This is a genomic window from Streptomyces sp. NPDC052107 (genome assembly GCF_040680215.1).
Lineage (GTDB): Bacteria > Actinomycetota > Actinomycetes > Streptomycetales > Streptomycetaceae > Streptomyces.
This window is the reverse complement of record NZ_JBFAWG010000021.1, coordinates 74400-88880: the sequence shown is the minus strand read 5'-3', so window position 1 is coordinate 88880 and position 14481 is coordinate 74400. Positions and strand designations below refer to the sequence as shown.

14 protein-coding genes are annotated in these 14481 nt (G+C 70.8%); 6 read left to right on the top strand and 8 right to left on the bottom strand.

Translation table 11 applies throughout. From position 1 onward, the window contains the following. Positions 1-315 precede the first annotated feature (315 nt). Entirely contained in the window at positions 316-1374 is a 1059-nt protein-coding gene (locus tag AB0M27_RS23560) for an aspartate-semialdehyde dehydrogenase (RefSeq protein WP_365723840.1), read from the bottom strand. A gap of 34 nt (positions 1375-1408) precedes the next feature. After that, positions 1409-2680: an aspartate kinase gene (locus tag AB0M27_RS23555; protein ID WP_351243754.1), complete on the bottom strand. Its 1272-nt coding sequence runs from the start codon at positions 2678-2680 to the stop codon at positions 1409-1411. 219 nt (positions 2681-2899) lie between these two features. Between AB0M27_RS23555 and AB0M27_RS23550 the strand changes: the two genes are divergently transcribed. Continuing rightward, positions 2900-3628, top strand: a complete 729-nt coding sequence (locus tag AB0M27_RS23550; protein WP_365723839.1) for a sulfite exporter TauE/SafE family protein — start codon at positions 2900-2902, stop codon at positions 3626-3628. Here the strand turns inward: AB0M27_RS23550 and AB0M27_RS23545 are convergent. Further along, complete coding sequence (locus AB0M27_RS23545) at positions 3618-3788, bottom strand: hypothetical protein (RefSeq protein WP_365723838.1); 171 nt, start codon at positions 3786-3788, stop codon at positions 3618-3620. The genes AB0M27_RS23550 and AB0M27_RS23545 overlap by 11 nt on opposite strands. A 97-nt stretch (positions 3789-3885) precedes the next feature. Here AB0M27_RS23545 and AB0M27_RS23540 point away from each other — a divergent pair, with 97 nt between their 5' ends. Continuing rightward, on the top strand, positions 3886-4323 hold the full coding sequence (locus AB0M27_RS23540) for a hypothetical protein (RefSeq protein WP_365723837.1): 438 nt from the start codon (positions 3886-3888) through the stop codon (positions 4321-4323). Here the strand turns inward: AB0M27_RS23540 and AB0M27_RS23535 are convergent. The 3 genes from AB0M27_RS23535 to AB0M27_RS23525 are packed head-to-tail and all read right to left on the bottom strand — an operon-like array spanning position 4274 to position 5924. Then, positions 4274-4936: a DUF5063 domain-containing protein gene (locus AB0M27_RS23535; RefSeq protein ID WP_365723836.1), complete on the bottom strand. Its 663-nt coding sequence runs from the start codon at positions 4934-4936 to the stop codon at positions 4274-4276. The two genes, AB0M27_RS23540 and AB0M27_RS23535, sit on opposite strands and share 50 nt — an antisense overlap. Then, positions 4929-5528 carry a recombination mediator RecR gene (gene recR, locus AB0M27_RS23530; RefSeq protein WP_199211360.1) on the bottom strand — a complete coding sequence of 200 codons (600 nt, stop codon included), beginning with the start codon at positions 5526-5528 and terminating at the stop codon, positions 4929-4931. The genes AB0M27_RS23535 and recR overlap by 8 nt, the downstream gene beginning before the upstream one ends. A gap of 51 nt (positions 5529-5579) precedes the next feature. Further along, the gene (locus AB0M27_RS23525) at positions 5580-5924 is read right to left on the bottom strand and encodes a YbaB/EbfC family nucleoid-associated protein (RefSeq protein WP_356301229.1); all 345 of its coding nucleotides are present in this window, start codon (positions 5922-5924) and stop codon (positions 5580-5582) included. 274 nt (positions 5925-6198) lie between these two features. On the opposite strand from AB0M27_RS23525, the gene AB0M27_RS23520 reads away from it, so the two are divergent. Beyond that, positions 6199-6948, top strand: coding sequence for an SLATT domain-containing protein (locus AB0M27_RS23520; RefSeq protein WP_365723835.1), 750 nt, complete (start codon positions 6199-6201; stop codon positions 6946-6948). A 24-nt stretch (positions 6949-6972) separates the two neighbouring features. On the opposite strand, the gene AB0M27_RS23515 is transcribed toward AB0M27_RS23520, so the two are convergent. Both AB0M27_RS23515 and AB0M27_RS23510 read right to left on the bottom strand, forming a co-directional pair. Further along, positions 6973-8502, bottom strand: coding sequence for a substrate-binding domain-containing protein (locus AB0M27_RS23515; RefSeq protein ID WP_365723834.1), 1530 nt, complete (start codon positions 8500-8502; stop codon positions 6973-6975). Between the two features lie 118 nt (positions 8503-8620). Further along, the gene (locus AB0M27_RS23510) at positions 8621-10651 is read right to left on the bottom strand and encodes a serine/threonine-protein kinase (RefSeq protein ID WP_365723832.1); all 2031 of its coding nucleotides are present in this window, start codon (positions 10649-10651) and stop codon (positions 8621-8623) included. A gap of 351 nt (positions 10652-11002) precedes the next feature. On the opposite strand from AB0M27_RS23510, the gene AB0M27_RS23505 reads away from it, so the two are divergent. The 3 genes from AB0M27_RS23505 (at position 11003) to AB0M27_RS23495 (ending at position 13903) form a co-directional block, all read left to right on the top strand. Further along, positions 11003-12358: an aspartate aminotransferase family protein gene (locus AB0M27_RS23505; RefSeq protein ID WP_365723831.1), complete on the top strand. Its 1356-nt coding sequence runs from the start codon at positions 11003-11005 to the stop codon at positions 12356-12358. Between the two features lie 136 nt (positions 12359-12494). Beyond that, entirely contained in the window at positions 12495-13190 is a 696-nt protein-coding gene (locus AB0M27_RS23500; RefSeq protein WP_365723830.1) for a GntR family transcriptional regulator, read from the top strand. Positions 13191-13252: 62 nt separating this feature from the next. Then, positions 13253-13903 carry a hypothetical protein gene (locus tag AB0M27_RS23495; RefSeq protein WP_365723829.1) on the top strand — a complete coding sequence of 217 codons (651 nt, stop codon included), beginning with the start codon at positions 13253-13255 and terminating at the stop codon, positions 13901-13903. Positions 13904-14481 lie beyond the last annotated feature (578 nt).

Here is a 14481-nt window from a genome sequence, read left to right as displayed (position 1 = left end):
CCAGTTGGACACGTCTGCCCCCGCCAGGGTTGTACGTGCCGGGCGTCACATGTGCGACAACCGGCCGTGCCTCAAGTGCCGTCATGCGTCCCGCTCTTCCCCTATGTCCGATATGGACGGGTGTCCCCGCACCCACCCGATCACGGCGTCCCCACGCCCGAAAGGGTGACCGCAAAGACGCTCCCCGCCCACCGCGTGGTTGCGGGGACGGGGAGGGAAATCCTCTGTTGCCTTGAGCAATGATTCAAGTGGTTTGGACCATGCTCCCGGCCACACCTCTTACCGAGATCCTACAAACCTCTTGTCGGACCGCTCTCACCGGTCGGCCCACTCGGCCGCGACCAGCTCCGCGATCTGCGCGGTGTTCAGCGCGGCCCCCTTGCGGAGATTGTCTCCGCACACAAAGAGTTCGAGCGCGGTCGGGTCGTCGAGGGCCCGCCGCAGCCGGCCCACCCAGGTCGGGTCGGTGCCCACGACGTCCGCGGGGGTGGGGTACTCGCCGGCGGCCGGATCGTCGCACAGCACCACGCCGGGCGCGGTCGCGAGGATCTCCCGGGCCCGGTCGACCGTCACCTCACCCTGGAAGCGGGCGTGCACGGTCAGGGAGTGGGTGGTGATCACCGGGACGCGTACACAGGTCACGGCGACCGGCAGCCGCGGCAGCCCGAGGATCTTGCGGGACTCGTCGCGGACCTTCATCTCCTCCGACGACCAGCCGTCCTCCCTGAGCGATCCGGCCCACGGGACGACGTTCAGCGCCACCGGCTCCGGGAACGGCCCGGTGTCCTCCCCGACGGCCCGCCGTACGTCGCCGGGCTTGGTGCCCAGCTCGGTCCCGGCCACCAGGGACAGCTGGGCCCGCAACGCGTCCACACCGGCCCGCCCGGCCCCGCTCACCGCCTGGTACGACGACACCACCAGCTCGCGCAGCCCGAACTCGGCGTGCAGCGCGCCCAGGGCGACGATCATCGTCAGGGTGGTGCAGTTGGGGTTGGCGACGATCCCGCGCGGCCGGGTCCGTACGGCGTGCGGGTTGACCTCGGGCACCACGAGCGGCACCTCGGGGTCCAGCCGGAAGGCGGCGGAGTTGTCGACGACGACCGCGCCGCGCGCGGCGGCGATCGGCGCCCAGTGCGCGGCGACCTCGTCCGGGACGTCGAACATGGCGATGTCGACCCCGTCGAAGGCCTCCTCGCTCAGGGCCACCACCTCGACCTCCTCCCCGCGCACGGCCAGCTTGCGGCCGGCCGAGCGCGGGGAGGCGAGCAGGCGGATCTCGCCCCAGACGTCCGCGCGCTGGGACAGGATCTGGAGCATGACCGCGCCGACGGCTCCGGTCGCTCCCACGACCGCGAGCGTCGGCTTGCCGGTCATCGTCGTACGCCTCCGTACGTCGCGGTGGAGACGGTCATCGGCCGGTGCCGCCGTAGACGACGGCCTCGTCGGTGTCGGAGTCGAGCCCGAAGGCGGTGTGCACGGCGCGCACGGCCTCCGGCACATCGTCCTTGCGGGTGACGACCGAGATACGGATCTCGGAGGTCGAGATCAGCTCGATGTTCACGCCCGCGTCGCTCAGCGCCTCGAAGAAAGAGGCGGTGACGCCCGGGTTGGTCTTCATACCGGCGCCGACCAGGGAGATCTTGCCGATCTGGTCGTCGTAGCGCAGCGAGTCGAAGCCGATGCCCGACCGGCTCTTCTCCAGCGCGTCGATCGCCTTGCGGCCCTCGGTCTTCGGGAGCGTGAAGGAGATGTCCGTCAGCCCGGTGGAGGCGGCGGACACGTTCTGCACGACCATGTCGATGTTGATCTCGGCATCGGCGATGGCCCGGAAGATCGCGGCAGCCTCACCCGGCTTGTCCGGCACGCCGACGACCGTGATCTTGGCCTCGGAGGTGTCGTGCGCGACACCGGAGATGATGGCCTGCTCCACCTTCTTGTCCCCAATCGGCTCACTGCTGACCCAGGTGCCCTGCAGCCCGCTGAAGCTGGACCGGACATGGATCGGGATGTTGTAGCGGCGGGCGTACTCCACACAGCGGTGGAGCAGCACCTTGGAGCCGGAGGCCGCGAGCTCCAGCATGTCCTCGAAGGAGATCCAGTCGATCTTCTTCGCCTTCTTCACCACACGCGGGTCGGCGGTGAACACGCCGTCGACGTCGGTGTAGATCTCGCAGACCTCGGCGTCGAGCGCGGCGGCGAGCGCCACGGCCGTGGTGTCGGACCCACCGCGACCGAGCGTGGTGATGTCCTTCTTGTCCTGGCTCACACCCTGGAAACCGGCGACGATCGCGATGTTGCCCTTGTCCAGCGAGTCCCGGATCCGGCCCGGCGTGACGTCGATGATCCGCGCTTTGTTGTGGACCGAGTCGGTGATGACGCCTGCCTGGCTGCCCGTGAAGGACTGGGCCTCGTGACCCAGGTTTTTGATCGCCATCGCCAGCAGGGCCATGGAGATCCGCTCTCCGGCGGTCAGCAGCATGTCGAATTCACGCCCGGCAGGCATCGGAGAAACCTGCTCGGCGAGATCGATCAGCTCGTCCGTCGTGTCGCCCATCGCGGAAACGACGACGACAACCTGGTTGCCGTTCTTCTTCGCTTCCACGATCCGCTTGGCGACGCGCTTGATGCCCTCGGCATCGGCTACGGAGGAGCCTCCGTACTTCTGCACGACAAGGCCCACGTGCGCTCCTCGCTCGGTTCGTTTGTGTCGGCTCAGTCTAACGAGCGCCCGAATTCCACCACCCTGCTCCCGCATGGTGAGACATGGGACCGGTGAGTCATCGGACGTCCGCGTTCCGGCACCTGCCCAGCCGCTGCCGTACCACGCGGGAAAGTGCCTCGCGTCACAGTCGCCACTGCATTAGCTTTCAACAACAGGCGTACTACGTACGGGGGCGACATGACGGAGACGCTGCTCGCTGCGATCGTCCTGCTCGGCGGATGCGTGCAGTGGCTGACCGGCATGGGCTTCGCCCTGGTCGCCGTACCGGCGCTGGTGCTGCTGCTCGGCCCCGCCGACGGGGTGGTGCTCGCCAACTGCGCCGCCGGCGCGATCAGTGTGGTGGGGCTGGCGGGCGGCTGGCGCCGGGTCCGCCCCGCGGCAATGGTCCCCCTGTGTGCGGCGGCGGCCTGCACGGTGCCGATGGGCGCCTGGATGACCCACCAACTCCCCCGGCCGGTCCTGCTGTTGGTGATGGGCGCTCTGGTGACGGCGGCCGTCCTGCTCGTGCTGCGCGGTGCCCAGGTCCCGGCCCTGCGCGGCGGCAAGGGAGCGGTGACGGCTGGGGCGTTGGGCGGCTTCATGAACGCGGCGGCGGGCGTGGGCGGCCCAGCGGTGTCCCTGTACGCCCTCAACGCGGGTTGGACGGTGCGGGAGTTCGTGCCCAACGCCCAGTTCTACGGCGCCGCCGTGAACGCCTTCTCGATCGCCGCGAACGGCATGCCCCATCTGACCGGTGAGCAGTGGGCGGCCGTCTGCGCCGCGATGACGACCGGCGCGGTGATCGGCCACGCCATCGCCGGGCGCATCCCGGAGCACCGGGCCCGGCACCTCGTCCTGCTGCTGGCCCTGGTGGGCGGCGGTACGGCGATGGCCAAGGGGCTGTGGGGGGTGTGGCTCAGTCGCTGAACTCCTTGAGCGGCTCGGTGTCCAGGGTGATGTTCACGGGGTCGGGGAGCTTGACGGAGGCGCCGAACGGCAGCTTCTCCTCGTGCCGGTAGCGACCGTCCTCGTGCTGGTTGACCGTACCGCGGGTGTTCGGCAGCGATCGCCTTGTAGCCCATCGCATGGCCGTCTTGGAGGTGGTCGATGAAGACCGCGAGATCGCGTTAACGGCCGTCCGGATGTGCGAAGTCCGCGTCCGCGTCCGGGTTTTCGTTGTGACCATGACGAACGGAATTCACCGGCCCGCCTGGGTCCCCCTCCGTGGGCACCGGCTGCGCGTGGCCGGCGTGCACTTCGACGCCGTGCGGATCGAGGGGAGATGGGGCGAGGCCGTCGCCGACTGGCTGATCGAGCGGGGCGACGGGGACGCGGGGCCGATCGTGTGCGAGGGCGGCGGCGGGAAGCGGTGGGTGTACTTCCTGCTGCCGCCCGGGGTCGTACACCGCTACGAATGGCCGCTAGGCGTACAGCACTTCGGCCGGCGCGCGGACCGCACCACCGTCACCTATGTCGGCGTTCCGGCGCTGGACGGCGACACCTGGCCGCTGCGCTGGTACAGCGAACCGACGCCGACCGCGCCGTACGTCGACGCGGCGGCGCTGCTCGCGGTCACCGCCCCTGCCGGATCCCCAGCGGTCCGCCGATCTCCTGCGCCATGACCCGGCCCGCCTCGAACTCCAGGGTGTCGTCGCCCATGTCGGACTGGTCGGTGTCGAGGCCGTCCAGTTCTTCCAGGGGCTGGTTGAGGCGCACGTGGATGAGGACCGACTGCAGGGCGCGCAGGACGGCGGACGCGGTGGGGCCCCAGTTGGAGAAGTAGGAGAACTGCCACCACCACAGCGCCTCCGTGATGCGGCCCGCGCGGAAGTGGGCCATGCCGTGGCGCAGGTCGGTGATGACGTCGGCGAGGTCGTCGGAGATCCGGGCCGGCACCGGGGCCTTGCGGGGCTCGTACGGGTCGAAGACCTCGGAGTAGACGTCGACCGGCTCCAGCAGGCGGCCCAGGTTCTCGCGGAGTTCGTCCACGTCCGGCTCCGGTCCCAGGTCGGGCTCGTAGCGCTCCTCGGGGACGAGGTCCTCGTGGGCGCCCAGACGGCCGCCGGCCAGCAGCAGCTGGGAGACCTCCAGGAGGAGGAAGGGCACGGTCGAGCCGGGCTCGTCGCCCCTCGCCACCTCCGTGACGGCCACCAGGAAGCTCTCGATCTGGTCCGCGATCTGGACCGCGAAATCGTCCGGGTCATGACCGGTCGCGTGCAGTGTGGCGTCAGACATCTAGGAGTCGTCTCCCCTCGAAGGCGCGGCCGAGGGTGACCTCGTCCGCGTATTCCAGGTCGCCACCCACCGGGAGGCCGCTGGCCAGGCGGGTGACCTTCAGGCCCATGGGTTTGATCATCCGGGCGAGGTAGGTGGCCGTGGCCTCGCCCTCCAGATTCGGGTCCGTCGCCAGGATCAGCTCCGTGACCGTCCCGTCGGCCAACCGCGCGAGAAGTTCTCGTATACGCAGGTCGTCGGGCCCCACACCCTCGATCGGGCTGATGGCGCCGCCGAGCACGTGGTAGCGGCCGCGGAACTCACGGGTGCGTTCGATGGCGACGACGTCCTTGGGCTCCTCCACCACACAGATGACGGAGGGATCCCGACGCGGGTCACGGCAGATGTTGCACAGCTCCTCCTGTGCCACGTTGCCGCAGGTCGCGCAGAAGCGGACCTTCGCCTTGACCTCCAGGAGCGCCTGCGCGAGCCGCTTCACGTCCGCCGGCTCGGCCTGCAGGATGTGGAAGGCGATCCGCTGCGCGCTCTTGGGACCGACGCCGGGCAGCCGCCCCAGCTCGTCGATGAGGTCCTGGACCACGCCTTCGTACACCGGACTGCCCTTCCTGGAGACCTTTCGGTACGTACCGTAGTTGGCCCGGCCTCAGAACGGCAGACCGGGGATGCCTGTGCCGCCGCCGAGGCCCTGCGCCAGCGGGCCGAGCTTCTGCTGCTGGAGCGTCTGGGCGTTCTCGTTCGCCGCCTGTACGGCCGCCACGATCAGGTCGGCGAGGGTGTCGGTGTCCTCCGGGTCGACCGCCTTCGGGTCGATCTTCAGCGCGCGCAGTTCGCCGGCGCCGGTCACGGTGGCCCTCACCAGGCCGCCGCCCGCCTGCCCGTCGACCTCCGTGTTCGCCAGTTCCTCCTGCGCCCGCTGGAGATCCTGCTGCATCTTCTGGGCCTGCTGGAGCAACTGCTGCATGTTGGGCTGGCCACCACCGGGGATCACGATCAGCTCCTTTACGTACTTCTCCTTGGGCACGAGCCTACGTGGTCCACGCCCCTGTCGCCCCGCCACTCTTTCGAGTGAGAAGCGCGGCAGCCCTATACCTGATCAAGACCCTCTTCCGGGCGGAAAACCTGGGAAAGCTTCTTCTTCGCCACCCATTGGGCGGTAGGAAGGGTGCCGCGCGTCGGCATGGAATCGGCATGGCATCGGCATGGGCTGTCACGCAACGTGACCGGGCCGCGACAGGTGATCAAGGATCAGTAGGGAGTGCCGGGTGGGTCAGCCGGAGATGCAGCCCGAGGGACCGCCTCAGGACGGGCGGGGCGAGGGCGCGGCCGGACTGCGGCCGGGCGATCTGACCGGGCGGACCTTTCCGCTCGGCGACTGGGGCGAGCCCGCCGAGCGGCTCGACGAGCTGTACCGGTGGGTGGAGCACGGGGCACTGGAGACGGCGTCCTGGTATCTGCGGGACCGGGTCTGGAAGCGGCGCGGCGCCCGGATCCTGCGCTCGGGCGCGGCGGCGGGCGCGGTGGCCGGGGCGGCGCTCCCCCTGCTCGACCTCGCCGGGGCGGCCCACGGGGTCGCGCCCTGGGGCTGTCTGGCGCTGCTGCTCGGGGTCGCCTGCGTCGGCATCGACCGGTTCTTCGGCGTGACGTCCGGCTGGATAAGGGACGTGGCCACCGCACAGGCGGTACAGCGGCGGCTGCAGGCCCTGCAGTTCGACTGGGCCTCCGAGAGCATCCGGGAGGTGCTGGGCCCGGCGGAGGGCACGGCGAGCGAGGCCGCCGAGCGGTGCCTGGGGGTCCTGCGGCGCTTCGCGGAGGACGTCACGGAACTGGTGCGCATGGAGACGACCGACTGGATGGTCGAGTTCCGCACCGGTTCCGCACCGCTGGGCATGCAGGCGACGGTGGCGTACGTGCCGCGCCAGGAGGCCGGGGGCCCGCTGGGCCGCTTCTCGGTGCCGCCCGCGAACGGGACCCGTCCGAACATGCCGCGCCAGCGGCCGCCGGAGCCGCGATAGGGGCTGCAGCCGGCGCGGCAGCCCCTACGCGCAGAGTTTCATCCCCTCCGGTGTCCAGCACGGCACATGCCCATGGGTGCGGATGATCTCCTGGCCCTGCCCGCGTGACAGGTAGGTCAGGAAGCTGGAGGCCAGGGAGTCCGCCGGCGGTTTGCCGTAGGTGTAGGCGTACTCGATCTCCCGGTACGGATAGGCACTGTGCGCATGCTCGATGGCGTCCACCGAGGGCGCGTTGCCGTCGATGCCCAGCACCCGCAGCCCCTTCTCCCGCGTCGCCAGATTCAGCTCGCTGTAGCCGATCGCGCCGGGCAGCCGCGCCACCTCCGCCAGCACCTGGTCGGTCGAGTCCAGCTCGCACCGGGTCACCGGTGCCGACGGATAGTCCTTGTGGACGCAGTCGACGGACGAGTTCGCCATCTCGCCCTGTCCGAGCACCCGCCGCTGGAACACCTGCCGCGTACCGGAGTTGGCGTCGCGGCTGACCAGATGCACCGGAAGCGAACGCCCGCCGAGCTGCGCCCAGTTGGTGATCCGGCCCTGGTACAGCCGGCGCAGGTCCGCAGTGGACAGGTCGCGCACGCCCACGTCGTCGTTGACGACGAGCGCGAAGACGGACAACGCCACCCTGGTCTCCCGCAGTTCGGGCATGTCGTCGGGCTTCGCTCCGTCCGAGAGGGCGACGACCGGGGGCGCTCCGCCGCTCCTGCGCGCGGCCCCGTCCGCCGCCAGCTCCCGTACGCCCGCGGTCGAACCGTGCGGATCGACCGTGATACGGGACCCCTCGCAGTCCTTCTCGTACTGCGTCGCCGCGTCCCGTATCACCGGTGCGAAGGCCGTCGACCCGATCACGGTCAGCGAGCCCTTCTCGCAGCCGATCGGCGGCCGGGTGTCGTCGCGGGCCACGACGATCGCCGCGAGGGTCACCACGCACATCGTGAGCATGACCGTGATGAGCCGGGACGCGGCGCTGAACAGCGGCGGCTTGTCGTCCGGGGTGGCGCTGCGGTTGGTGTGGACCTCGCCGTCCCGGAGGCCGCCGCTCAGCCGTATGCCCCGCCCCACGTCGCCGCCCGACAGCAGCACCAGCAGCTTGAAGTGGTCGCCCCTGTTGAGCGGGACGCGGGGGATGCGCAGGGTGTTGCCCTCGTAGCCGAAGCCGCGGTCGGCGGTGAAGTGGTCCATCAGATGGTCGGCGTCGCTCGGCTGGGTCACCGAGACACCGCGGATGGTCCGGTCGGTGAACACGGCGGTCAGGCCGTGCCGTTCGGGGCCGGTGTAGTCGTCGCGGTCGATGCCCTGCGAGCCGTCGTTCTCGATGCGCAGCAGGACGAGTGTGGCGTCCTCCATCCCCGGCATCTCCAGGAAGATCCCGAGCCGCCGGTTGACCCGCCCCGAACGCGCGTCGTCGCCGATGGCGTTGTCCATCTGCACGCGATAGCCGAGCCGCTTGCGCCGTGGCACCCGGCGCTCGTACCAGACCATGCCCGCGGACGCGGCGATACCCAGCAGCGCCGTGCCGATGGCGACCACGTTCTCCGCGTTCAGCCACTGCATGTGGATGCCCCCGCCACTGACCGGAGTCGGATGGTGGAGTCACGGTACGCGCGAAGAAGGGGACGAACCGGATGCGTTCGGTGAAATTCGTCTGACGTTCAACAGCCCCGGGCGGACCTCACTGCCTGGTGTACGTCAGGCTCTCCCCGCCGCCTGCCTTCGTCCGCTTCAGCCTGCCGTCCGGCAGCAGGGTGACCTCGGTGGCCTCGCCCGGAGTGCACGAGGAGGCGGGCTCGCCGCTGGTGACGGTGGACGGTCCGATCTGCAACGGCCCGTCGGCGCCGGGCTGTTCGGCGAGCTCGGCGTCGAAGACGCAGTGGTACGTGCCACCGCTCGCCATCGGCCCGTCCGCGACCAGGGTCAGCACGCTGTCACCCACCGCGCCCTGCCGGATGGTCAGTTGGCGGGTGCTGGTCCCGTTGGCGCTGTCGATGGCCGCCTCCCAGGTGCCCAGGTAGCCGGCCGGAACCACCCCGTCCGAGGAGGCGGAGTCGGACAGCGTCGGCCCCGCCGTGCCGGGCGCCTGCGAGGTACCGGAACTGCTGACGGTGGGCGTAGGACTGACGGTCCCGCCGCCCTTGTCGTCGCCCCCTCCGCCATTCCTCATCAACGCGTACACCGAGCCACCCGCGCCCAGCGCCACCACCAGCGCGATCACGACGAGCAGCACGGTCGACCGCCCGCCCCGCCGCTCCGGCTCCGGCGCCCCACCGACGGGCGGCGGCCCGTACGGCGGCGTGGACCCGAGTCCGCCGTAGGGGTTGTACGACGGCTGGCCCCCGCCCTGCTGCGGATAGCCGTAGGCACCGCCCGGCGGCGCATACGGCTGAGGCTGAGCCTGGGGCTGCGGATGCTGCTGCGCATACCCGTAGGCCCCTGGTGCGGGCCCGAACTGCGGTGCCGCAGGCAGCACTCCCGGCGGCGGAGTCCGCCCCGCCACGACGGTGGGCAGATGATTCACCCCGCCCCCGGTCCCCGGCTCCCCCACCGCTCCGGGCCCACTCCCGTCATCGGCAACGGCAGCGTGCTCGGGCGAGACCGCACTGTCTCCGGTGCCCGAGCCAGAACCCCGAGCAGCGGCCGACGCCGAGCCACCGTCGGCCGACGCAGCGCCGCCACCGGCACCACCCGCACCCGCCGACGGCGAGTCCGCCCCACCAGGGCCACCCGCACCCGAAGACGACGCCCCGTCCCCCTCCGGATCCTCCACCTCCAGCAACTGCACAGCATGTCGGCCAAGCTGCGCGACCAGCGCCCCCGGCAGCCAGGGATCCCGGGACCGCCCCCCGGCCACGGTGTCCCCCGCCCCCGTCCGCTCCAGCACCGCGTCCAGCGAAGGCCGAGCCCCCGGATCCTTGCGCAGGCACTCCCGTACCAGGTCGGCGATCCCCTCCGGCACCCCCGCCAGATCCGGCTCCTCCTGAGCGATCCGGAACATCAACGCGTGCACACCACTGTTGGCGGTCCCGAAGGGCAACGACCCCGTGGCCGCGTACGCCAGCACGGACCCCAGACAGAAGACGTCACACGCCGGCGTGATCCGATCCCCCCGCACCTGCTCGGGCGCCATGAACCCCGGTGACCCGACCAGCGACCCGGTCCGGGTCAGCCCCTCCCCGCCCAGCGAGGTCGTCTCCAGCGCCCGCGCGATCCCGAAGTCGATGACACGCGGGCCGTCGATGGTGACGAGCACGTTCGACGGCTTCAGATCCCGGTGCACGATCCCCGCCGCGTGGATGTCCTTCAGCGCGTGCGCGAGCCCGGCAGCCAGGATCCGTACGGACCTCTCCGGCAGCGCCCCGTGATCGTGTCCGACCACCTGCTGCAGGCTCGGCCCGGCCACATACCCGGTGGCCACCCACGGCACCGCCGCCTCGGTGTCCGCGTCCAGCACGGGCGCGGTCCAGTACCCGCCGACCCGCCGCGCGGCCTGCACCTCCTGCCGGAACCGCGCCCGGAACTCCTCCTGCGCGGCGAGCTCCTCACGGACCAGTTTCACGGCGACGGTACGGCCCCGGTCCGAGCGGGCCAGATACACATGCCCCATGCCGCCCGCGCCCAGTCGCGCCAGCAGCCGGTAGCTGCCGATCCTCCCCCGGCCTTCGGCCGGGGGAACCCCCAGCGGATCCCCCGCCCCCAGCTTCTCCATGGCCGCCCCGCCTTCCCCCCGATACGCCCCGAACGCCCCATACACCCCATATACGCAACGCATACGACTACGACGCATACGTGTGCGACGGACCGAGAATAATGCGGCCCTACCGATGAGTCGCGCGGCCCGCCGCCTACGGTTCCGTAACGGGCTTTCCCAGCTCGTCCGGGACCGCGGACAGCCGTCGGCCGGGTCCCAGGGGCAGGATCAATACCCGGCGCGGGCGAGACAGGGGGTCGTACGGGTCACTCGGCACTCACCCCTTCGACAACCTGTCGCGGAAAGCCCCCGTCCACAGAACAAGACGCCGATAGGCCTTCCGCATCGCGGACATTTACCCTCACCGGCATGACCCCTCAGCCCAACCCCGACGCCGGCGCCGCAGTCAAGGCCGCGGACCGCGCGCACGTCTTCCACTCCTGGTCCGCACAGGACCTCATCGACCCGCTCGCCGTCGCCGGCGCCGAAGGGTCGTACTTCTGGGACTACGACGGCAAGCGGTACCTGGACTTCACCAGCGGGCTGGTGTACACGAACATCGGCTACCAGCACCCGAAGGTCGTCGCGGCCATCCAGGAGCAGGCGGCGCGGATGACGACCTTCGCGCCCGCCTTCGCGATCGAGGCGCGCTCGGAGGCGGCCCGGCTGATCGCCGGGCGGACCCCCGGCGACCTGGACAAGATCTTCTTCACCAACGGCGGCGCCGACGCGGTCGAGCACGCGGTGCGCATGGCCCGGCTGCACACGGGCCGCCCGAAGGTGCTCTCGGCCTACCGCTCGTACCACGGCGGCACCCAGCAGGCCGTCAACATCACCGGCGACCCGCGCCGCTGGGCGAGCGACAGCGCCACGAACGGTGTCGTCCACTTCTGGGCGCCGTTCCTCTACCGCTCCCGCTTCTACGCCGAGACCGAGGAGCAGGAGACCGCGCGCGCCCTGGAACACCTGGAGACGACGATCGCCTTCGAGGGGCCGGGCACGGTCGCGGCGATCATCCTGGAGACCGTCCCGGGCACGGCCGGGATCATGGTCCCGCCGCCCGGTTATCTGGCCGGAGTCCGCGAGATCTGCGACCGCCACGGCATCGTCTTCATCCTGGACGAGGTCATGGCCGGCTTCGGGCGTACGGGCGAGTGGTTCGCCGCCGACCTCTTCGGTGTCGTACCCGACCTGATGACCTTCGCCAAGGGTGTGAACTCGGGTTACGTCCCGCTGGGCGGTGTCGCCATCTCGGGCGCGATCGCCGAGACCTTCGGCAAGCGGCCCTACCCCGGCGGTCTGACGTACTCCGGGCACCCGCTGGCCTGCGCCGCCGCCGTCGCCACGATCGACGTGATGGCGGAGGAAGGCGTGGTGGAGAACGCGGGGCGCCTCGGCGAGACCGTCCTCGCCCCCGCCCTCACCGAGCTGGCCGAGCGCCACCCGAGCGTCGGCGAGGTGCGCGGCGTCGGCATGTTCTGGGCGCTGGAACTCGTCAAGAACCGCGAGACCCGCGAGCCGCTGGTGCCGTACAACGCGGCCGGCGAGGCGAACGCCCCGATGGCCGCGTTCGCGGCCGCCGCCAAGCAGCACGGCGTGTGGCCCTTCGTGAACATGAACCGCACCCACGTGGTCCCGCCGTGCAACGTCACCGAGGCCGAGCTGAAGGAGGGCCTCGCCGCCCTGGACGCCGCGCTGAGCGTGGCCGACGCATACACGGCGTAACGGTACGACGGCTGCCGCCGGGGCGATCCGAACGCGTAAGGTGGCGTGCTCGTAAGACATGACGTACACGCGTAGACCGCGAGTACGGGCGTGTACGTACGAGTACGTCACCTTGACGCGTGAGGAGAGGCCCCCCATGGCCGGCACAGGCCCCGTGACACGCAGCACCCTGCGCCAGCAGATCGCGGACGCGCTCCGTGACGAGGTGCTGGCGGGGCGGCTGCGACCGGGCCGGGCGTTCACGGTCAAGGAGATCGCCGATCAGTACGGCGTCTCCGCCACCCCCGTCCGCGAGGCGCTGGTCGACCTGTCCGCGCAGGGCATCCTGGAGGCCGACCAGCACCGCGGCTTCCGCGTGCCGGAGTACTCCGTCACCGACTACCGGAACATGATCGAGGCCCGCAGCCTGGTCACCGACGGCATGTTCCAGGCCCTCACCACCGGCCACCCCGCCTTCCGCACCCCGCCCGAGGACTCTCGTACGAAGGCCGCGCTGTCCACGGTGCGCCGCCGCGGAGAGGAGGCCGCGCGGGCCGCGACGGCCGGCGACCTGACGGTTCTCATCGGCTACGACCTCCGCTTCTGGCGCGAGCTCAGCTCCCTCTTCGGCAACCCCTACCTCGGCGACTTCCTCCACCGCCTGCGCGTGCAGTCCTGGGTCTGCGCGGTGCAGCACCTGCTCCGCCTCCCCGACCTGCGCGGCCGTCTGTGGGCCGGGCACACGGACCTGGTCGACGCGCTGGCCCGCCGCGAGGCCGACACCGCCCGCAGCATCGTCGCCGCCTCCAACGCCCACTCGCTGGAGCTGCTGGAACACCTGACCAACGGGTAAATGACCAGTACCCTTCCCGAACCACCTCCTTGGTGGCCCCTTCTGTGTGCGAGGAGCCCTCTTTGGCCTGTGACCTGTGGCTGGTACCGCTCGTGGACGTGTTGTGCCACACGCCCGACAATCCGTTCGCCGAGGAACTCGCGCAGTACAACAAGGCCCTGGCCGAGGCCGGGCTGCCACCGGTGCCGGTGTACCAGTACATGCCGGGCCTGTCCGGCGAGGTCGCCCCGGTGGCCGGCTTCGACTACGACGCGCTGCACTTCCTGCGCCGCGCGTACCTGCTCCAGGTCTGCGGCCTGCCGGTGACTCCCGTCGACGAACTCGGCGGCGACTACGAGCAGTTGCTGGAGATGTTCGAGTCGACGGCCCAGCAGTCCCACCTGGTCTGGCACTACGACCACGCGGGCGCATACGTCCCTGTCGACTTCCCGAACCCGCTCTCCAACGACGAACTCCTCGCTGGCGGCGGCCCGTTGGGCTCCTCCCAGACTCTCCTGCGCGAGCTGGAGTACGTCGCCGGTTCGATCGGCATCGACCCGGCCAACCCTCCAGCCGCCCCGGCCCCACCCACGGCCCCCACAGAACTGGAGGAACCAGCCGTCCCGGCCCCGTACGACCCCAGCCCCTTCGCCCGCGAACGCCACGTATGGCTGGGCCTGCACGCAGCGGCGACGCGCTCCCTGGCCCAGGGCTCGATGATCGTCTTCAGCTGACGAATCACTGGGTTCAGCCGAGCCGCAGCAACACGGCCCAGCCCGGCGCCGGGCCCTTGCGGCGTTGCGTTGGCACCGTCGGCCGGCGGGCGTTCGCGCATCGGATGCATACCGGGTGGTCTCAGCGTCGAACGACCGATGGGCGGATGGGGTGTGCTCCAGCGTATCGCCAGCACACCGGCCGTCTCGGCACCTCGCCCCGGGAGGCCTGCCCCATCGACCCCACTCGCAGACCCCACCCGCGCCCCCAGGCAGTGATTGACAGATTTGGGCCACCTCCCCCCACACACAAGCCCGAAATCCAGGGGCAAGGGCCACGGCCGGGTGGCACAAACCCGCCAATCCCCACCGGGCGAGTGACCCATGGGCCGCATGTGACTCCAGATACACCCCGGACGATCACCTCATGGGCGGCCCCACCACCCACCAGCTCCAGGCCGCCCGCTCACCCACCACCGCAACACTCGCCACCCGTCCCCCCACGCACCACCACCCACCGACCGTCCGCCGCAGAGCCCACCCGACCTGCGAGCCCGATGCGAGCACGCCCCAGCCACCCGGGCGACCGCCCCCAAGCC

Excerpts from the sequence above, each read along its gene's own strand:
- AB0M27_RS23560 (WP_365723840.1), bottom strand. The coding sequence starts at position 1,374 with ATGACCGGCAAGCCGACGCTCGCGGTCGTGGGAGCGACCGGAGCCGTC.
- AB0M27_RS23550 (WP_365723839.1), top strand. The coding sequence starts at position 2,900 with ATGACGGAGACGCTGCTCGCTGCGATCGTCCTGCTCGGCGGATGCGTG.
- AB0M27_RS23545 (WP_365723838.1), bottom strand. The coding sequence starts at position 3,788 with ATGCGATGGGCTACAAGGCGATCGCTGCCGAACACCCGCGGTACGGTC.
- AB0M27_RS23540 (WP_365723837.1), top strand. The coding sequence starts at position 3,886 with ATGACGAACGGAATTCACCGGCCCGCCTGGGTCCCCCTCCGTGGGCAC.
- AB0M27_RS23535 (WP_365723836.1), bottom strand. The coding sequence starts at position 4,936 with ATGTCTGACGCCACACTGCACGCGACCGGTCATGACCCGGACGATTTC.
- AB0M27_RS23515 (WP_365723834.1), bottom strand. The coding sequence starts at position 8,502 with ATGCAGTGGCTGAACGCGGAGAACGTGGTCGCCATCGGCACGGCGCTG.
- AB0M27_RS23510 (WP_365723832.1), bottom strand. The coding sequence starts at position 10,651 with ATGGAGAAGCTGGGGGCGGGGGATCCGCTGGGGGTTCCCCCGGCCGAA.
- AB0M27_RS23505 (WP_365723831.1), top strand. The coding sequence starts at position 11,003 with ATGACCCCTCAGCCCAACCCCGACGCCGGCGCCGCAGTCAAGGCCGCG.
- AB0M27_RS23500 (WP_365723830.1), top strand. The coding sequence starts at position 12,495 with ATGGCCGGCACAGGCCCCGTGACACGCAGCACCCTGCGCCAGCAGATC.